The sequence below is a fragment of the Streptomyces sp. NPDC006197 genome (assembly GCF_040613865.1).
Lineage (GTDB): Bacteria > Actinomycetota > Actinomycetes > Streptomycetales > Streptomycetaceae > Streptomyces.
This window is the reverse complement of the sequence record NZ_JBEXSZ010000164.1, coordinates 1-17,856: the sequence shown is the minus strand read 5'-3', so window position 1 is coordinate 17,856 and position 17,856 is coordinate 1. Positions and strand designations below refer to the sequence as shown.

Below are 17,856 nucleotides of genomic sequence, written 5' to 3'. Positions count from 1 at the left end.
CATCTGCTCGGCTGCTGGAGCCTGGACCGGGCCAGGGACGGCGCCTGGCTCGCGGCCCGGGCGCGCTGGGGGCGGGGCGGGCGGGCCCGGGGCGCCGGGGGGGTGACCGCGCCCCCCGGCCCGGGGGGGGGGCCCCCCCCGCCGCGGGCACCACCGGGCCGGGCCTCCGGAGTATTCCGGCTTGGCGGAATCTTTATCGGTGGCATATGTCACCCCTCGTCAACCCCTCCTTACGGTCGCGTAGGTCACACCGGAAGGGGGAGGATGTGCTCCCGTGGCAGACGATTCGAGATCAACAGACAAGAACGCATTCGGGTCGTACGCGGCGATCGGTGACAGCTTCACCGAGGGCGTCGGCGACCCCGGCCCCGACGGGACGTACACCGGCTGGGCGGACCGCTTCGCGGTCCTGCTCGCCGACCAGCTGCCGGAGCACGACGCCTTCCGCTACGCCAACCTGGCCGTACGCGGGCGCCTCCTCGACCAGATCGTGGCGGAACAGGTCCCGCGGGCGAAGGAACTCGCCCCCGACCTGGTGACCTTCTGCGCGGGCGGCAACGACATCATCCGCCCCGGGACGGACCCGGACGACGTGGCCGAGCGCTTCGAGCGCGCCGTCGCCGACCTGACCTCCGCCGTCGGCACCGTCATGGTGACCACCGGCTTCGACACCCGCGGCGTGGCCCTCCTCAAGCACCTGCGCGGCAAGATCGCCACCTACAACGGCCACGTCCGGGCCATCGCGGACCGCTACGGCTGCCCGGTCCTCGACCTGTGGTCGCTGAAGTCCGTCCAGGACCGGCGCGCCTGGGACGACGACCGGCTGCACCTCTCGCCCGAGGGACACACCCGCGTCGCCCTGCGCGCCGCCCAGGTCCTCGGCCTGCCCGTGCCCGCCGACCCGGACCAGCCCTGGCCGCCGGTCCCGCCGCGCGGCACCCTGGAGGTCCGCAAGGACGACATCCACTGGGCCCGGGAGTACCTGGTGCCCTGGATCGGGCGCCGGCTGCGCGGCGAGAGCTCCGGCGACCACGTCGAGGCGAAGCGCCCCGACCTCATGCCCCTGTAGGACGCGGTGCGGCGGGGATCCGCTCCAGGACCCCGCCGGCGAACACGTCGTACAGCGGCAGCGTCTCCAGGTGGACGTAGCCGATGTGGCAGTCGCAGACGGCGAGGGGGCAGGAGCGGGGACGCAGCGCGGCACGGTACGAACCGTCGTACAGGTTCCCCAGCCCGGCCCTGACGAAGTGACAGCGCCGCACCGTCCCCTCGCCGTCCACCGAGACCACCGACTCCCCGGTGCGGCAGGGCAGCCCCGCCGAGCGGTGCGGATGCCGGCTGTACGGGAAGAGCGGGTCGAGCTCCGTCCAGCCCTCGGCCTCCGCGTCGGTGTACGTGTGCCCCTCGGCCGCGTTCACCCAGAGGTAGACGTGCGGCGGCAGCGCGTCCCGCAGCCGGCGGGCGTCCTCCCGGTGCTCGGGCAGACCGACCACCCCGACGCTGTACCGGACGCCCCGCTCGGCCAGCTCGTGGCACTTCGCGAGGAACCGCCCGTACGGAGTCTGCCCCGGGTGGTACGTGCACCACAGGGCCACGCTCGCCGGGTCCGCCTCCGCCAGCCACTCCGTCCGGCAGCTCAGATTGGTCTGGATCGCCACCCGCTCCACGTGCGGCAGCCGGGACAGCTCGACCAACGCCCGCCTGTACCAGGACCGGACGAGCCCCTCGCCCCACGGAGTGAAGAGGATCCGCAGCCGGTCCCCGGTCTGCGCGGCGGCCCAGCCGGTGAACCGTTCGAGCGCCGCCCGGTCCGCCCGCAACTGCTCCCGGCTGTCCCGGCGCTTGGCGAAGGGACAGTACGGGCAGTCGAAGTCGCAGGAGGAGAGCGGGCCCCGATAGAGCAGCGTGAGGTCCACGGGCGCCGCCTACTTCGCCTCGTACGCGGCCATCGCGGCCCGCACGGCGGGGGAGAAGAGCTCGGGGCCGAGCCCGTCGGAGTACGCGAGCCCCTCGGGCGACAGCCGCAGCAGCCCCGCCGGGGCGTCCGCGAGCCAGCCGTACTCCTCGAACCGGGCGAGCTCCGGGCCGAAGTCCGCGAACGGCGAGGAACCGAACCGCTCCTCGTACCCGGCGACCGGCATGCCCTCGGCCTGGAGCAGCGACTGGAGCAGATGCCGGCGACGGGCCTCGTCCCCGCTCACCTCGTATCCGTGCCTGGCGCGCGAGAAGTCCTCCGTCTCCGTGTACGCGTCGATGATCGAGCGGATCTCCCGCATGTCGACGGCGTAGTCGAAGGAGTAGTGCAGGGCCGAGGTGTACGAGCGGGCGCCGCAGCCCAGGCCGATCATGCCGTCCGTCTGGCAGGCGTAGTCGTCCGGGCCGGCGGGGCCCGCGTCCGCACGGCGGAACATCCGCATCGACACCTGCTCGTAGCCGTGCGCCAGGAGATGGTCCCGGCCGTACCGGTACAGGCGTAGCCGCGACTCGTCCCACTCCCGGTCGGCGGCCGCCGGGTCCTGGATCCGGCCGAGACCGGTGAGCGGGCGCACGTACAGCGGGTAGAGGTACAGCTCCTCGGGCCGCCAGGCGAGGGCCGCGTCGAGCGAGACCCGCCAGGACCGCTCCGTCTGCCCGTCGATGCCGTAGATCAGGTCGATGTTGAGCACGGGCACGCCCGTGTCCCGGATCCGGCCGAGCGCCGCCTCGACGTCCGCGCGGCGCTGCGGCCGGACCGCCGCCCGCGCCTCGGCCTCCACGAAGCTCTGCACGCCGATGCTGAGCCGTGTCGCGCCCCGGTCCGCGAGCAGCGCGAGCCGGTCGGCGGTCGCGGTCGCCGGCGAGGTCTCCACGGAGAGCGGCACCGCCCGCAGGTCCACGCCCATCCGCTTCTCGGCGATGTCGCACAACCGCTCCAGCTCGGCGGCGGTGAGGAAGGTGGGCGTGCCGCCGCCAAACGCGGCCGTGGCGAACCGCACCGGCGCCGCGTCCCCCAGCGCCTCGCGGACGGTGGCGGCCTGGCGGTCGAGGGCGTCGAGGTAACGGGTGGTCAGCTCGTCCGGGGCGCCGACCCGGGTGAAGAGGTTGCAGAAGCCGCAGCGGACCTCGCAGAACGGTATGTGCGCGTACAGGGAGAGCGCGTCCTTCGGCTCCCCGGCCCAGAGCGCGGACAGCTCCGGGCGCTCGGTGAGCGCGCGGTACGCCGTCTTGTGCGGGTAGGCGTAGACGTAGCTCCGGTACGGGCGGGGGATGCTGCTCATGCCGCCGCCCCGCCTTCGGGACCGGCCAGGACGAACTGCGCGTACGGCACGGTCCACACGACCTCGTGGCCGAGCCGGTGCCCGGTGAAGCCGTCCTCCCCGTACGCGGTGCCGTGGTCGGAGCAGACGATCGCGAAACAGGGGCGGCGGCTGCTCATCGCGGCGAAGAGCCGCCCGATGTGCCGGTCGACGTACTCCAGGGCGGCCGCGTGCGTCTCCCGCGAGTCGCCCGCCTCGCGGGTCGCCCCCGGCAGATGGAACCAGTTGGGCTGGTGCAGCGCCGACACGTTGACGAAGAGGAAGAGGCGCTCCTCGCGGGGAAGGCCGGCGACGACCTCCTCGGCGCACGCGACCTGGGACTCGAAGGAGGTCGGGGAGGTGACGCCGAAGGAGGGCTCCCAGTGGCTCTCCCGGAACAGGCCGGGGAGCACGGAGCCCAGGGGCGGCTGCTTGTTGAAGAAGCCCACCCCGCCGACGCACACCGTCCGGTAGCCCTCGCCCGCCAACGCGGAGACGAAGTCCGGGGTGTCGTGGACCCAGGTGCCGTCCGCCGTCGACTCGCTGCCCGCGAAGCGGGCCGCGAACAGTCGCGGATGGGGGCCCTGGGCCGCGGGGGTCGGCAGGAAGCCGGCGAAGATCGCCTGGTGGGAGGCGTACGTGAAGCTCCCCGGCGCGTGCCGCCGCTCCCAGACGCCGCCGGGGAGGTGACGGGCCAGGTTCGGGATGCGGCCCTCGGCCGCGAGCTCGGCGGCCACGTCGTACCGGAGGGTGTCGAGGGTGACCAGGAGCAGATCGTGGCTGCCGACGATCGCGTTCATGTCGGGCTGGTTCACGTGGTGCTCGTTCCTGTGACGGTGCTGGTGGTACTGGTGGTGTTGGCGGTGCCGGTGGCGGTGGCGGTGGCGGTGGCGGGGGTGGTGCCGGTGCCGGTGCCGGTGGCGGTGCCGGTGGCGGGGGTGGTGCCGGTGGTGCGGGGGGAGCCGTGAGCGGGGTCCGCGCCCCGGCCGCTCCGGAACTGCGCCGCGACCTGCGCCGCGTACGTGTCGAGCCCCTCGGCCCCGCTGCCGGGCAGGCCCGTGAGACCGGGCAGCAGATCACCGAAGGCGTTCACCTCGCCCACGGCGAACCGGCGCCAGCCGGTCGCGGGCAGCAGGTCGACCCCCACGCACCGGGTGCCCGGGAAGACGGCGGCGGCCCGCTCGCAGACCACGAGCGCGTCCGCCCACCGGCCCCCGGCCGCGGCGATCGCCGCCCGCGCGGCGTCCAGATCGCCCCGGGCACCGCCCAGGTGCAGATTGGTCATGGGGGAGCGGCTGGTGCGGAGCACCGCATGGGTGGCCCGCCCGTCGACCACCACCACCCGCAGATCGGCCGCCCGGCCGTCCTGGGTCGCCTTCGGCAGCCAGCGCTCGACGTGCAGTCCGTCGGGGGCGAGGGCGTCCACGATCGCGGCGACCTCGCGCTCGCCCGTGTAGCGCCGCACCCGCAGGGAGTTGAAGAGCCGTCCGCCGGCTCCGCGCTCCACCGAGGTGGTGGCCTGGAACCGGCCCGCGCCGTTCGTCTCCACCGCGAGCACCCCCGAGGCGGAGGAGCCGTGCGCGAGCTTCACGAACACCCGGCGCAGACCCGCCCCGGCGGTCAGCGCCCTGACGTCCGCCCAACCGCGCACCACCGGGGCGTCGGGACCCGAGGTCGGCGACTCGGGCACCGGGACCCCGGCCGCCCGGAGCCGGCCGTGGCTCAGCCTCTTGTCGAACAGGACCGCGAGCTCGGCGGGATCGTCGACGAGGACGGCGCCCGCCTCCGCGACGGAGCGGGCGAGGTCCGCCACGGCGGTGGTGAACCGTCCGTACCAGCGGCCGGTGCCCTCGACCCGGGCCGGATCGTCGACCCCGCGCAGCAGCCGGTCGGCCTCCGGATCCTCGCCCGGCGAGTCGAGGCGCACGGTCTCGCCGACGGCGAACCGCGCCCCGCCCCGGAGCACCTCCGGCCAGGACACCGCCCGCGCCTCGGACAGCCCGGCGGCCCGCAGCGCGTCCTGGAAGAAAGCAACGCGGCGGCCCGCCGGATCGCCGACGACCACGAGGCGCGGGCCGGAGGTCATTCGGCGACCGCGACGTAGCGCCAGACGTCCCCGTCGCCGTCGTCCTCGCCCACCTGCGCGTCACTGAGGTCGACGGTCACGCCGTACGGGACGAGCGCGGCGCGGACCCGCTCGCACATCGCCTCCGACAGGTAGTGGTGGGAGAGGTCGAGGTGGGCGAGATGGGTCAGCGGCTGCCCGTCGAGAAGGGCCGCCGCACCCGCGTCGGTGAGCACGCCCATGGACAGGTCGAGCCGCTCGAGCCGGGCGACGACGGGCGCGCCCGCGACGGCGGCCGCCACGGCGTCCTGGATCACGCTGTCGCACAGGCCCAGGCGGCGCAGAGCGGGGAACGCCGTGCCGGCGAGGAGCGGCGCCAGGTCCTCGGGGGTGCTGTCTCCGCCGTACTCGTCGGTGCCGAGCCAGAGTTCCAGGTTCTCCAGGGCGGGCAGGTCGCTGCCCACGATCCCCCGCACCACCTCGGCGCGCAGGCCCCCGGTCTCCACGACCAGGGTCTCCAGACCGGTGTGCCGGATCGACGGGAAGGCCAGCTCCGAGCCACCGCGCACGCCGAACTCCCGGAGGGCCGGGTAGGCGGCGAGGAGCGGCGTCACGTCGGACTGGATGATCCAGGAGATCTCGCAGTCCTCGCTGGTCATGTCACCGAGGAACACCGCCTCCAGGGCCGTCAGCCGGTTGTTGGCGCCGATCAGGGCGGTGACGATGTCCGCGGAGGAGTTCTCGTAGGCCTCGTCCCAGCCGCCGACGACCAGCGCGCGCACCCGGCCCGTGTCGACCGTCTTCAGGAACCGCTCGAACTGCGGCCCCCACAGCTCGTCACCGGGATCGGAGTACGTCGGGGCGGAGATCCGCCAGGCGACCGAGTCCGTCGCCGGCAGCTCGACCCGCGCGTCCAGGCCCGGGAAGTCGAACACGGGCAGGCCGTGGAATTCCTGCAGGTGGGTGCCAACGGTCATGACGGTGCTCCAGACAACGGTCGGGTGGGTCGGCTGATGGAGAGAGTTCTACCAAGCGGCACCGACAACGCCCCTCGCCGGGTCGCCTCCCGACCGGTTGTCAGTGCCGGGCCCTAGCGTCGTTCTCGTGTTCGGCCGCAGGTGCCGGACGGGGAGGGGAGAGCCATGTACCGGCAGGGAGACGTGCTGATCGCGCCCGTCGCGGAGGCGGCCGTTCCGGAGCGGGTGAAGGAGGCGGCGGGGGAGCCCAGGGACGGCCGGGGCCGCCTGGTCCTCGCCCTCGGCGAGGTCACCGGGCACGCCCACGCGATCCCCGGCCCCGGCCGGCTCGTGCGGGAGCCGGGACCTCTCGGCCCGCTCCTGCTCGAACTGCCGGAGGGCGGACGGGTGGTGCACGAGGAACACGCGCCGATACCCCTCCCCAAGGGCTGGTACCGGGTGGTGCGGCAGCGGGAGTACGTGCCCGGCGCGTACCGGATCGTCGCGGACTGATGTCCGCCGGAGTAACAGGGAAGGACATGGGGGACACCGAGATGAACCGCACCACCACCGACAGATGGCGGGCCGTCGCCGCCGCCACCGGACCCGCCGACCGCGCCGCCGCCGAGGCCGGCGTCCGGCTCGCCTACCGTTCGGCGGGCCTCGCCGAGCCCGAGCGGATCCTCTGGGCGGACTCGCCGCTCGCGGCCGTCACGCTCCTCCGGGACCTGACGGACACGGGCCGTTCGGTACGGGACGAGGTGCGCACCCGGCCGTGGGCCGAGGAGCGCCGCCGCCTCCACGACGCGCTCGGCCCGGCCGGCTGGGCGAGCCACTGGCAGGCGACGGGGGCGCCGCTGTGGGACCTCACGCGGGCCCTCGTCGACCGGATACGCGCCGCGGCGACGGAGGCCTTCGAGGAGGCGGGGGTCGTCGAGGCGACGGGGGTCGTCGAGCCGGCGGAGGAGAAGCTCGGGGAGGAGAAGCCCGGGGAGGAGAAGCCGGGGGAGGGCGCCGGGGAGGGCGCCGTACGTCTCGTGCTGCTCGACGCGGTGCTCGGACAGCACGACGCCGCCTGGCTCGCCGCCTTCGACGAGCACGGGGAGCGCCTCGCGGGCCTCGCCGCCGTCGCCGAGCACGCCGGCTGGTGGTGGCCGTACGAGAACGCCGTCGTGCTCTGCGAGCGGCCCGTCGAACTCCACCGGGACGAGGCCGGACGCCTCGACCGGGGCGACGGCCCCGCGCTCGCCTTCCGCGACGGGTTCGCCCTCCACGCCTGGCGGGGCATGCAGGTCTCCGCCGAGTTCCTCGCCGGTCTCACCGACCTCACCCCCGAGCGGATACGCGAGGAGGAGAACGCCGAACTGCGGCGCGTGATGCTGGAGTACTACGGCTACGACCGCTACCTCGCCGCCTCCGGGGCCCGGCACGAGCACAACGACGAGACGGGCGTCCTCTGGCGGATCGAACTCGCCGACGACGAGGACGTCGTGATGGTCGAGGTCGTCAACTCCACGCCCGAGCCGGACGGCAGCCACCGCACGTACTGGCTGCGGGTGCCGCCCGGGACCCGGACCGCGCGGGAGGGCGTCGCCTGGACCTTCGGCCTGCGGCCCGAGGAGTACGAGCCGCTCGTCCAGACCTGAGCGCACGCCCGGGACCCGGCCACGGTTGGTGCGGAGAGGTGAAGGGAGCCGCCGGTCAGGAGTGGCGCGCGGGAGGCGGCGGCGCCGGGTGCTGGGATGTGCCCGCCGGAGCCCCGGCACCCACCCCACCCGAAAGGACTGCCTGTGACGATCCGCCGGCCCAGCGCCGCCCGCACCGCCCGTCTGCTCGCCGCCACCGCCGTGCTCGGTGGCCTCCTCGCCGGCACCGCGGCCCCCGCCCTGGCCGCCGTGCCCGAGCGGACCGCCCTCCGCACCACCGCCCAGGAGACCGCCCCGGCCACGGTCACCGTCACGGGCAACGGCCGCGCGTCCGCCGCGCCCGACCTGGCGATCCTGTCCGTCGGGGTCGAGGCCACCCGCCCGACGGCGAAGGAGGCGATGGCGGCGCAGACCACCGCCGCCGAGACGGTGCTCGACGTGCTGCACAGACAGGGGATCGCCGACCGGGACATCCGCACCGACAACCTCTCGCTCGCCCCGGTCTACACCCAGAACAAGGACGGGGACAGCAAGGTGACCGGCTACCAGGCGGGCCAGTCCTTCTCCGTGAAGGTCCGCGACCTCGACAGGACCGGCCAGGTCATCGGCGCGGTCAACGACACCAGGAAGGAAGCGGGCCGGATCAACGGCGTCGTCTTCGACGTCGCCGACCCGTCCGCGCTGCGCGCGAAGGCCCGCGAGGGCGCGTACCAGGACGCGTACGACAAGGCCGCGCAGCACGCCCGGCTCAGCGGTCACCGACTCGGCCGGCTCGTCTCGCTGAGCGAGGGCGAGTCCGTACGCCCCGGCCCCGGCGCGGCCCCCGAAGTCTCGGCGGACGAGCCGACCGTTCCCCTGGCGCCGGGCGAGATCGAGGAGCAGGTCACGGTCTCGGCGGTCTACGAGCTGATCTGAGGGGGAGGGCGGCCGGGGCGGGCCTTCGAGCGGGCCCGGCCTCGGCCACCGCTCGGTCCAGCCGAGGGACAGCAGGGGAGCGGCGTTCGCGGAGGAGTCTCCAGGTCGGGAAAGGACGGGATCGTACTGAACGGCGGTTCGGTAGGGCCGACCGGCCCGGCCGTCTCCGGAGCGGACCGCCCATAATGGAACGACCCCCAGAGATCAGGAGGTCCTGTGACCGGTACCGGCTCCGACCGTTCGCCACGGGCCCGGCTGCGCGAGCTGCGCCCCGAGTCCTTCGGCGCGGAACCCACGGGTGCGCGTCTCGCCCGGATCCGCCGCTCGCCGAACTTCGCGGACGGGATCTTCCAGAACCCCGAACCGGCGCGACGCGGCCCCTCCGGGTCCGGCAGGGAGTTCGCCAAGATCTACTTCGAGAAGGAAGGGCGCGCGCGCCGGGCCCCCACCGGCGCGATCCCCGTCCACCCCACCACCCTCGCCGACCTGGCCAGGCCTCCGGCCACCGGCCTGCGCCTGACCTGGATGGGGCACTCCGGCGTCCTCGCGGAGATCGACGGCCACCGGGTCCTCTTCGACCCGGTCTGGGGCGACCGCTGCTCCCCCTTCCCCTTCGCCGGTCCCAAGCGGCTCCACCCGGTGCCCGTGCCGCTCGCCGAGCTCGGTCCGGTCGACGTCGTCGTGATCTCGCACGACCACTACGACCACCTCGACCTGCCGACGATCAAGGCCCTGGCCACCACGGACACGCTCTTCGCGGTGCCGCTCGGCGTCGGCGCGCACCTCGAACGCTGGGGCGTGCCCGCCTCCCGCCTGCGCGAGCTGGACTGGAACGAGTCGACCGAGGTCGGCGAGCTCCGGCTCACGGCCACCCCGGCCCGCCACTTCTGCGGCCGCGGCCTGCGCAACAAGCAGCACACGCTCTGGGCCTCCTGGGTGGTGCGGGGCCCGGCCCACCGGATCTTCCACAGCGGCGACACCGGCTACTTCTCCGGTTTCAGGGACATCGGCGCCGCCCACGGCCCCTTCGACGCCACCATGATCCAGATCGGCGCCTACTCGGAGTTCTGGACCGACATCCACATGACCCCCGCCGAGGGCATGCGGGCCCACCTGGACCTCCAGGGCGGTGCTCCGGGCGGGGTGCTGCTGCCGATCCACTGGGGCACCTTCAACCTCGCCCCGCACGCCTGGGCGGAGCCGGGGGAGTGGACGAAGGACGCGGCGGAGGAGGCCGGACAGGCGGTGGCGTTTCCCCGGCCCGGCGAGCCGTTCGAGCCGGCGGGGAAGCTGCCCGGGGAGTCGTGGTGGCAGGCGCTGTCGCTGCCGATCCCGCGCCCGTGGCGCCGCCCCCGGAGCGTCGACGTCGCGGCCGAGGAGACGCGCAGCGGCGATCTGGACCTGGCGGGCGACAGGTGACGTCGATCGGGGACGACCTTGCCGAGGCGGTGCGGGATGCTGGAGCGTCACCCGGCCGAAGGCCGTGACCGTGCGCTGAGGGCCTTGGACGGGGCGCCCGGGGGAGAGGGCACGGCTGCGGATTCGCGTCCTTCCATCGTCATGGCCCTGAAACGGTTGAACGGTTGAAGAACAAGAGGTCGCACCTGTGAACTCGGCCCGCACGGCATGTCCGCCGTGCGGGCTGAGTTCTTCCCCCATCCGACTACACAGCGCATCCGTTCCGGGGCATGGCATTACTTTCGGTTACGTATCCACGTGCGGACGCATGTCCACAAACCGAAAGGAAGATCGACGATGAGTGCTCGTCAGAGCCTGCGGAACGGCACACGCGTGGCCGGATCGAGAGTGGCGGCGGCCGGCCTGCTGGTCCTGGGCGGCGTGGTCGGCCTGGCCGGACCGACCCAGGCCCAGGTGCCGACCTGTCTCGGCAAGCCCGCGACCATCGTGATCACCACCCCCGGAGTGACCACGAACGGCACCAGCGGCGCCGACGTGATCGTCGGCACCTCCGGCGCGGACACCATCCACGGCCTCGGCGGCAACGACCGCATCTGCAGCCTGGGCGGCGACGATCAGGTCAGTGGCGGCCTCGGCAACGACCAGATCGACGGCGGCACCGGCAACGACGGGCTTACCGGCGACATCCGCAACACCTCCGGCAACGCGGAGGGCGGCGGCAATGACACCCTCACCGGCGGCGACGGCTTCGACGTCCTCGTCGGCGACAGCTGGGCCGCCGGTGGCAGCGCCACCGGCGGCGGCAACGACAGACTGTATGGGGGAGCCGACAACGACGTCATGGTCGGCGACAGCCTCGGCGGCAACGCCACCGGCGGCGGCCGCGATCTCCTGGACGGCGGCGACGCCGACGACGACATGGTCGGCGACTCGCGCGCCGTGTCCGGCGACGCCGACGGCGCGGGCGACGACACCCTCCTCGGCGGCGGCGGGTTCACCGACTTCTTGATCGGCGACAGCGATGCCACCGGCAATGCGAGCGGCAACGGCGGCGACGACACCCTGAACGGCGGCGCCGACGGCGGCCTCCAGATCGGTGACCACAACATCCGTGTCGGGACCGGCGGTTACGCCACCGGCTCCGGTCGCGACCACATCATCGGCGGCTCCGGCGCGGAGATCCTCGTCGGCGAGAGCTCGGTCGTCGACGCCAACCTCAGCTCCGCGAGCGACGACCGGATCGAGGGCGGCGGCGGAGACGACCGGATCTTCGGCGACAACGCCGACTTCAACATCACTGTCTCGGTCGGCACGGCCGGCGGTCGCGACGACCTCGCCGGCGGCGGTGGCGCCGACACCCTCCGCGCGGGCCCCGGCGGCGACGACCTCGATGGTGGCGACGGTGGCCCCGACATCTGCGACGGCGAGTCCGGCACGGACACCGCCACGTCGAGCTGCGAGGCCACCCCGAACGTCCCGTAGCCCCCTGGCCATCCGGCCCCTGACCCCAGCCCCGTAACCCGGTCGCCCCCGGGGTGCTCGCCGACTCACCCCGGGGCCGTGCCCGTTCCGCCTCTGGGACCTGATAGAGCTTCATATGGGCCAAGAACCACACGTCTGGACGCCGAGCACGGCGCGTACGGAAAGAAGGGTTGTTGCCCGAGAACCACACGGACTCTACGTCCCTTCCCGGCGCGTGGCCGGACTTCACATGTCGCCCGCGAAGGGGGTGCAGACCCACCTTGACCTGCCGGGAGGCGGTCCGGGTGGGGTGCTGCTGCCGATCCACCGGGCGACCTTCGACCTGGCTCCGCATGCGTGGGCGGAGCCGGGGGAGTGGACGTTGATTGCGGGGGCGTTCAGGTCGGCTCGGGTTGATGCTGGTTGCATGATCGAAGCGAAAGGGCAGGGCGGGCAGGTCGGCTTCGACGGCGAGTAAGTGACGATCAGCCGCAGAGGGCCGAACATGGTGATTTGCTCCCGTGCGCCGTTGCGGTGTTGGGCGGTTCTCGGGTGGGGAGGGCGCGGTCTCGTGCGCCCTCCCCGGTTGTGTCAGGCGGTCCGGCCGCGTCGGACCAGGCCGGCGATCACGTCCACCGCCAGGAAGGCGAGCAGCGTGCAGCCGAGGACCGGCAGGGCCCAGCACAGTGCGGCCACGGCCGGGATGCCGACGGCGAGGGCCGGCAGGGGCAGGCGGCGCCAGGTGCCGCGGGCGGGGGCCTTGCCGAGGAGGGCGGCGCGGTCCTCGCGGGTGGGGCGGCGCTGCCACCACATGCGGTAGCCCCAGAAGGTGATCAGGATCAGGCCGAGGGCCACGACGGCCAGCACGATCTGGTTGGCGATGCCGAAGAGCACACCCATGTGGCCCTGGACGCCGAGCTTGCTCAGCTTGGCCAGGAGCGGGTAGTCCGCCCAGCGGGTGCGCGCGGTGACCTCGCCCTTGGAGGTGTCCACGGTGACCTGGTCGTAGTGGACGGGCCAGACGTTGTCCTTCTGGGCCACGACCCAGGCGCTGGAGGCGTCGGCGGGCGGTGTCAGTTCGACGGTGCCGCCCAGGCCCGTCTTCCGGGCGGTGGAGAGGGCCGCGTCGAAGGCGACCGGATCGGGGTCGGCGGGCTTGGCGTGCCCGCCGTGTCCGGCGTGCCCCGCGTGCTCACCGCCCGCCTCCTCGGCCGGAGGCTGCGCGCCGGGCAGCACGGTGTCCAGCTCCGGCGCGTGCCCCTTCGCGGCGTCGAGCAGCTGCCCGAAGCGCTCGCCGGAGTACTGGGACCAGGTCAGGCCGGTGGCGCTGAGGAAGAGCAGGCCGAGGGCGAGCCAGACGCCGGTCGCGGCGTGGAAGCCGCGCGTCCGTCGTACGCCGCGGGCGGTGCGGTCGGGGAGGAGGACGCCCTTCGCTGACTTCGCGCGCCGGCCGCGGCTGCGGCCGAGCCACAGGATCAGGCCGCCCGCGACGAGCACCCACAGCCAGCTCGCGGCGACCTCGGAGTAGAGGCGGCCCGTCTCACCGAGGTGCAGGTTGCGGTGCAGGTCGTCGAGCCAGGTCGTCAGGGGGGTGGAGCCCCATGAGGTGGTGAGGTCGCCCCGCACCTTCGCGGTGTAGGGGTCGACGAAGACGGTGCGCTGCTTCTCGCCCAGCTCGGGCACGGAGAGCACCACACGGGTGGTGTCCTCCGGCTCGGCGGGGGTGATGACGGAGGACAGGGTGCCCTCCGGGTGCGCGGCGCGGGCCGCGGCGATCTGCTCGGACAGGGGGCGAGGCTGGTCACCCACCTGCTCGACGCGCAGCTGGTCGCCGTAGACGAGCTGGTCGAGCTGCGGGGTGAAGGTGTAGGCGAGGCCGGTGAGTGCGGCGACGAGCAGGAACGGGGCGACGAACACCCCGGCGTAGAAGTGGAGCCGGACCAGCAGGGCCCGTATGCCCTGCCAGGACCGCCCGGCGGGTGGCGCCTCCGTGGCGGAGGCCGTTCTCTGCGGGTCCTGATCGATGGTCAAAGACATGAGTGTTTCCCCAAGGGGTACGCGCGGCGTCTCGACGCGTGCGCGTACGACGAAGCCGATAAGTGGTGATGGGAGCCGCCATGAGGGCGGGTGTCGTGATCGCGGTACGGGCGATCAGGCCGGGATCACCAGGGGAGGGCCTCGTCGCGGGCGGCACCGGGCCAGGAGCACACGCAGCCGGACGTGGCCGGCCGTGAACGGCGCCGGCGCCCGGCGCGCGGGCGGTACGGGGCAGAGCGCGAGGCCGGCGAGGCCGAGGCGTGATAGGAGCAGGGCGGCGAGCCGCAGCAGGACCCGTTCCCCGTGGACGACGCACAGTGCGGTTCCCAGCGTGGCCAGGGCGTGTGCCGCCGTCATCGGGGCGGTCATGGTGTGCGCGGAGCTTGATTGGGCCGTCTCCGCCATCTGCATGTGCAGGTGCGCGTGTAGACCGGGATGGTGACCGGCCATGGCGTGCCGGTCCTCGCCGGCCGTGATCGGCGACATCGACAGCCGGTGGAGGACCAGGTGGAGGCCGAACTGGGTCGTGCCCAGGACGGCGGTGGTCACGTCGAAGCGTCGGCGGCGGCCGCCGAAGAGGGCGGTGCCCAGCAAGGTCAGGCCCGCGAAGACGACTCCGAGGTCTCTCGCGTCCGGCAGTGACCCGCCGGCGGCGACGTGGCTGACCGCGCCCAGAAACAGGCAGGCGGAAGCGCAGAGCAGACCCTTCGAAGTCCGCGTCAGCCAGCTGCCCCGTCCGTGCACCGGCACAAGGTATCGGTCGTCTGGCCTGTTCTCGGCGTGCCGCCTGAAGCGATGCTCCCGGCTGGAGGACGACGCGCGCGATCATCATGCCGATAGCGGGCGGGTGTTGCGCTCTACGTGCCTCGCACGGCGGTCTTTCGAGCCTGAGGGCAAGGCATCAGGGTGGGTGGAATCACAGCCGGGATAAAAGGTGTGGAGCGGGCAAGGGTGGATGGTTGCGGACAGGGCGTGCAGTCGTGTGGTAGCCCTGCTCAGTTCCCCGACACCTTGGTGTTCTTCCTCACGTGTTGGGCCGGTTTGGCCGAGATCGGCCGCTGGGCAGCCTTGACGTGCCGGAACGACCACGAATCCCGAAACGGCGAGGTGGCGCACATGCCCGAGACGAGTCCGGAACCGATCGCGACCTTCTGTGGAAAGTGTGACTGCGGGTGCCCGCAGCTCTTCGTGGATGCCGACGCCCCTGAGGACAGGCGCATCCGCCTCACCGACGACTTCGGACAGCACGTGCAGATGAGTGAGGAGCAGTTCGCCGACCTCGTGGCGCAGGCCAAGGCCGGCGCGCTGGACCGTCTGGCCGTCCCGGACGCTCTCGCCGCGTCTCCGTCCCCGGCCTGACCTCCGCGGCCTCACGTACGCGTTCGCCGACGGCTCGCCTCCCCGTACGGAGCCGGGCAGGCCGTCGGCGTTCGCTTCGTGTCACCGGGTGCTACGGCGCCGTGCCGTGGGAGGCTGCCAGGCGCGCAGTCGCAGGCTGTTGCCGACCACCAGGAGTGAGCTCGCCGACATCGCCGCAGCCGCGAGCATCGGGTTGAGCAGGCCCAGCACGGCCAGGGGAACGGTCACCACGTTGTAGCCGAAGGCCCAGGCCAGGTTGGCGCGGATCGTGCCCAGGGCGCGTCGGGCGAGGCGTACGGCGTCGGCCAGGGCTTCGATGTCGTCCCGTACCAGAGTCACGTCCGCCGCGCCGATGGCGACGTCCGTGCCGCTGCCCAGGGCGATGCCCAGGTCCGCGGCGGCGAGCGCGGCGGCGTCGTTCACTCCGTCGCCGACCACGGCGACCCGGTGCCCCTTCTCGCGCAGCGCGCGTACGAGAGCCGCCTTGTCCTCGGGGGTGCAGCGCGCGTGGACCTCCTCGATGCCCAGGTCCGCCGCCACGGCCAGGGCGGTCGCCTTCGCGTCACCGGTGGCCAGGACCGGGCGCACCCCGAGGCGGCGAAGCGCGTCCACGGCGCGGAAGCTTCCGGGGCGCACGGCGTCTCCGATCGCGAGCAGAGCCAGGGCCCGTCCGTCGACGCGGACCAGGACGGGAGTGCGGGCGTCGGCCTCGGCCGAGGTCAGCGCGTCGGCGAGGGCAGCGGGCAGCTCGCCTTCCGGAGCGCCGACTTCCACGAGCCGGCCGTCGACCACGCCGCGCGCGCCCCGGCCCGGGAGGGCGCGGAACTCGGTGACGCCCGGCAACGGCTCCCCAGTGGGCATCGGCCGGGCGTGCGCGACGATCGCCCTGCCGAGCGGATGCTCGGAGCCCTGCTCGACCGCCCTCGCCAGCCGCACAACGGCATTCTCGCCGAGCCCGCCGGGTCCGCCTGCGACCACGGTGGTGCGGAGGACGGACATCCGGCCGGAGGTGAGCGTGCCGGTCTTGTCGAGCACGACGGTGTCGATGTGCCGCAGCCCCTCCAGCGCTTCCGGCCCGCCGACCAGGATCCCGAGACGGGCGCCCCGGCCGGTCGCGGCCATGAGCGCGGTCGGCGTCGCCAGGCCCAGCGCGCACGGGCAGGCCACGACCAGGACGGCCACGCAGGCCGTGACCGCCGCCTGCGCCGCGCCGCCGGTGCCGAGCCAGAACCCGAGGGTGCCGACGGCCAGGGCCAGGACGACCGGGACGAAGACGCCGGCCACCTTGTCGGCCAGCCGCTGCGCACGGGCCTTGCCGGCCTGCGCGTCGGTCACCAGCCGGGTGATGCGGGCGAGCCGTGTGTCGGCGCCGACCGCCGTGGCCCGTACGAGCAGCAGACCCCCGGTGTTGACCGATCCGCCGATCACTGCGGAACCCGGCTCGACCTCGACCGGTTCGCTCTCCCCCGTGACCAGGGAGAGGTCCACCGCCGAACTGCCGTCAAGTACCTCGCCGTCCGTGGCGATCCGCTCGCCCGGACGCACGACGAAGACCTGTCCCACACGCAACTCCGAGAGCGGGAGGCGGCGTTCGGCTGCCTTCTCGCGCACCGTGACGTCCTTGACGCTCAGCCCGGCCAGCGACCGGAGAGCGGCCCCCGTACCGCGGCGGGCGCGAGCCTCCAGGACACGGCCCGTCCACACGAACAGGGGAACTCCCACGGCTGCTTCGAGGTAGAGGTGCGCCATGCCGTCCGAGGCCGAGGGAGCGAGCGTGAACGGCATCCGCGTTCCGGGCTCCCCGGCGCCTCCCAGGAACAGGGCGTACGTGGACCAGCCGAACGAGGCCACCACCCTCAGCGACACCAGGGTGTCCATGGTCGACGCCGCGTGACGCACGCCGCGCAACGCACGTACGTGGAACGGCCAGGCACCCCACACCGCCACCGGTGCGGCCAGCACGAAGCACAACCACTGCCAGTTGCGGAACTGCAGGGCCGGGACCATGGAGAGGACCAGCACAGGGACTGCGAGCAGGGCCGTGACCACGAGCCGGTCGCGCTCCCTCTCCGTGCCCTCGGATGTCGTCTCGTCTCCGTCGGGCCGCCGCTCGGCGGGCGGTTCGGGTACGGCGGCGGTGTAGCCCGCCTTCTCGACGGTGGCGACCAGATCCTCGACCGGGACGGTGGCCGGGTGACTGACCCGGGCCCGCCCAGTCGCCAGATTGACCGTGGCCGAGACCCCTTCCAGCCGGGAGAGTCTCTTCTCGACCCGGCCGACACACGCCGCGCAGGTCATCCCACCCACGACCAGGTCGGTCGTCGTCAGCACGTCCGTCACGGGTGCGCCCCCTGGTGGCCGTGTTCCCCGCCGTGCGTGCTTCCCTGCCTGCCGTCGTCGCCTTCGTCCGTCGACGTGGACTGCGTGCCGGGCCCGATCGGTCCCACGGCGGATCCGAGCGCGTAGGAACCCGCGAACACCAGGGCCAGGAGGAGCAGGAATCCCCACACGGCGGGAGCCGGCGCGATGCCGCGCAACGCGGCGACCACGCGCGAGGAGGATTCTCGGGGCTTGTCCATCGGCCGCCTCTCCCAAGTACGAACGTACGGTGCCCCTTGGACCGGGGCGGCGGCTGACCGTGTCACCGTCGACCCTCCGTCCGGTGATCTCGCCCATGGCGTACACGTCTCCCGTGGTCTCCACCATGGTGATGAGCATGACGA

16 protein-coding genes and 1 pseudogene are annotated in these 17,856 nt (G+C 73.4%); 8 read left to right on the top strand and 9 right to left on the bottom strand.

Translation table 11 applies throughout. The features are described 5' to 3' along the window. Positions 1–274 precede the first annotated feature (274 nt). Entirely contained in the window at positions 275–1,069 is a 795-nt protein-coding gene (locus ABZ318_RS33910) for an SGNH/GDSL hydrolase family protein (RefSeq protein WP_356906278.1), read from the top strand. Here ABZ318_RS33910 and ABZ318_RS33905 read toward each other — a convergent pair. Genes ABZ318_RS33905 through ABZ318_RS33885 form a run of 5 tightly spaced genes read right to left on the bottom strand, consistent with a single transcriptional unit; the run spans position 1,056 to position 6,317 of the window. Further along, positions 1,056–1,916 carry an STM4011 family radical SAM protein gene (locus ABZ318_RS33905; RefSeq protein WP_356906277.1) on the bottom strand — a complete coding sequence of 287 codons (861 nt, stop codon included), beginning with the start codon at positions 1,914–1,916 and terminating at the stop codon, positions 1,056–1,058. The two genes, ABZ318_RS33910 and ABZ318_RS33905, sit on opposite strands and share 14 nt — an antisense overlap. 9 nt (positions 1,917–1,925) lie before the next feature. Further along, positions 1,926–3,257, bottom strand: coding sequence for an STM4012 family radical SAM protein (locus ABZ318_RS33900; protein ID WP_356906276.1), 1,332 nt, complete (start codon positions 3,255–3,257; stop codon positions 1,926–1,928). Beyond that, positions 3,254–4,075, bottom strand: coding sequence for an STM4013/SEN3800 family hydrolase (locus ABZ318_RS33895; RefSeq protein WP_356906280.1), 822 nt, complete (start codon positions 4,073–4,075; stop codon positions 3,254–3,256). Before ABZ318_RS33895 ends, ABZ318_RS33900 begins: the two co-directional genes overlap by 4 nt. A gap of 11 nt (positions 4,076–4,086) precedes the next feature. Beyond that, entirely contained in the window at positions 4,087–5,361 is a 1,275-nt protein-coding gene (locus ABZ318_RS33890) for an STM4014 family protein (protein ID WP_356906275.1), read from the bottom strand. Further along, positions 5,358–6,317 carry an STM4015 family protein gene (locus ABZ318_RS33885; protein WP_356906274.1) on the bottom strand — a complete coding sequence of 320 codons (960 nt, stop codon included), beginning with the start codon at positions 6,315–6,317 and terminating at the stop codon, positions 5,358–5,360. The genes ABZ318_RS33890 and ABZ318_RS33885 overlap by 4 nt, the downstream gene beginning before the upstream one ends. A gap of 165 nt (positions 6,318–6,482) precedes the next feature. Here ABZ318_RS33885 and ABZ318_RS33880 point away from each other — a divergent pair, with 165 nt between their 5' ends. The 6 genes and pseudogenes from ABZ318_RS33880 to ABZ318_RS33855 all read left to right on the top strand — a co-directional run. Then, positions 6,483–6,809: a hypothetical protein gene (locus ABZ318_RS33880; RefSeq protein WP_356906273.1), complete on the top strand. Its 327-nt coding sequence runs from the start codon at positions 6,483–6,485 to the stop codon at positions 6,807–6,809. Positions 6,810–6,835: 26 nt separating this feature from the next. Next, the gene (locus tag ABZ318_RS33875; RefSeq protein ID WP_356906272.1) at positions 6,836–7,942 is read left to right on the top strand and encodes a DUF6745 domain-containing protein; all 1,107 of its coding nucleotides are present in this window, start codon (positions 6,836–6,838) and stop codon (positions 7,940–7,942) included. 144 nt (positions 7,943–8,086) lie between these two features. Beyond that, positions 8,087–8,857: an SIMPL domain-containing protein gene (locus ABZ318_RS33870; protein ID WP_356906271.1), complete on the top strand. Its 771-nt coding sequence runs from the start codon at positions 8,087–8,089 to the stop codon at positions 8,855–8,857. A gap of 216 nt (positions 8,858–9,073) precedes the next feature. Further along, entirely contained in the window at positions 9,074–10,276 is a 1,203-nt protein-coding gene (locus tag ABZ318_RS33865; RefSeq protein ID WP_356906270.1) for an MBL fold metallo-hydrolase, read from the top strand. A 336-nt stretch (positions 10,277–10,612) separates the two neighbouring features. Further along, complete coding sequence (locus tag ABZ318_RS33860; RefSeq protein WP_356906269.1) at positions 10,613–11,758, top strand: calcium-binding protein; 1,146 nt, start codon at positions 10,613–10,615, stop codon at positions 11,756–11,758. 223 nt (positions 11,759–11,981) lie between these two features. Continuing rightward, positions 11,982–12,131, top strand: a pseudogene (locus ABZ318_RS33855) (MBL fold metallo-hydrolase); the annotation flags it as partial. A gap of 197 nt (positions 12,132–12,328) precedes the next feature. Here ABZ318_RS33855 and ABZ318_RS33850 read toward each other — a convergent pair. After that, positions 12,329–13,774 (bottom strand): PepSY domain-containing protein, encoded by a 1,446-nt coding sequence (locus ABZ318_RS33850; RefSeq protein ID WP_356906267.1) that lies wholly within the window; start codon positions 13,772–13,774, stop codon positions 12,329–12,331. A gap of 114 nt (positions 13,775–13,888) precedes the next feature. Then, entirely contained in the window at positions 13,889–14,518 is a 630-nt protein-coding gene (locus ABZ318_RS33845; RefSeq protein ID WP_356906266.1) for a hypothetical protein, read from the bottom strand. A 372-nt stretch (positions 14,519–14,890) separates the two neighbouring features. Between ABZ318_RS33845 and ABZ318_RS33840 the strand changes: the two genes are divergently transcribed. Further along, positions 14,891–15,133 (top strand): hypothetical protein, encoded by a 243-nt coding sequence (locus ABZ318_RS33840; RefSeq protein WP_356906265.1) that lies wholly within the window; start codon positions 14,891–14,893, stop codon positions 15,131–15,133. An 81-nt stretch (positions 15,134–15,214) separates the two neighbouring features. Here the strand turns inward: ABZ318_RS33840 and ABZ318_RS33835 are convergent, their stop codons facing one another. Continuing rightward, positions 15,215–17,431, bottom strand: a complete 2,217-nt coding sequence (locus ABZ318_RS33835; RefSeq protein WP_356906279.1) for a heavy metal translocating P-type ATPase — start codon at positions 17,429–17,431, stop codon at positions 15,215–15,217. 38 nt (positions 17,432–17,469) lie between these two features. Next, complete coding sequence (locus tag ABZ318_RS33830; RefSeq protein WP_356906264.1) at positions 17,470–17,712, bottom strand: hypothetical protein; 243 nt, start codon at positions 17,710–17,712, stop codon at positions 17,470–17,472. Positions 17,713–17,856: the final 144 nt, after the last annotated feature.

Bases quoted from the DNA above. Each gene is read 5' to 3' on its own strand.
- ABZ318_RS33850 (WP_356906267.1), bottom strand. From the start codon at position 13,774: ATGTCTTTGACCATCGATCAGGACCCGCAGAGAACGGCCTCCGCCACG.
- ABZ318_RS33830 (WP_356906264.1), bottom strand. From the start codon at position 17,712: ATGGACAAGCCCCGAGAATCCTCCTCGCGCGTGGTCGCCGCGTTGCGC.
- ABZ318_RS33890 (WP_356906275.1), bottom strand. From the start codon at position 5,361: ATGACCTCCGGCCCGCGCCTCGTGGTCGTCGGCGATCCGGCGGGCCGC.
- ABZ318_RS33835 (WP_356906279.1), bottom strand. From the start codon at position 17,431: ATGACCTGCGCGGCGTGTGTCGGCCGGGTCGAGAAGAGACTCTCCCGG.
- ABZ318_RS33840 (WP_356906265.1), top strand. From the start codon at position 14,891: ATGCCCGAGACGAGTCCGGAACCGATCGCGACCTTCTGTGGAAAGTGT.
- ABZ318_RS33875 (WP_356906272.1), top strand. From the start codon at position 6,836: ATGGGGGACACCGAGATGAACCGCACCACCACCGACAGATGGCGGGCC.
- ABZ318_RS33895 (WP_356906280.1), bottom strand. From the start codon at position 4,075: ATGAACGCGATCGTCGGCAGCCACGATCTGCTCCTGGTCACCCTCGAC.
- ABZ318_RS33880 (WP_356906273.1), top strand. From the start codon at position 6,483: ATGTACCGGCAGGGAGACGTGCTGATCGCGCCCGTCGCGGAGGCGGCC.
- ABZ318_RS33860 (WP_356906269.1), top strand. From the start codon at position 10,613: ATGAGTGCTCGTCAGAGCCTGCGGAACGGCACACGCGTGGCCGGATCG.
- ABZ318_RS33900 (WP_356906276.1), bottom strand. From the start codon at position 3,257: ATGAGCAGCATCCCCCGCCCGTACCGGAGCTACGTCTACGCCTACCCG.
- ABZ318_RS33885 (WP_356906274.1), bottom strand. From the start codon at position 6,317: ATGACCGTTGGCACCCACCTGCAGGAATTCCACGGCCTGCCCGTGTTC.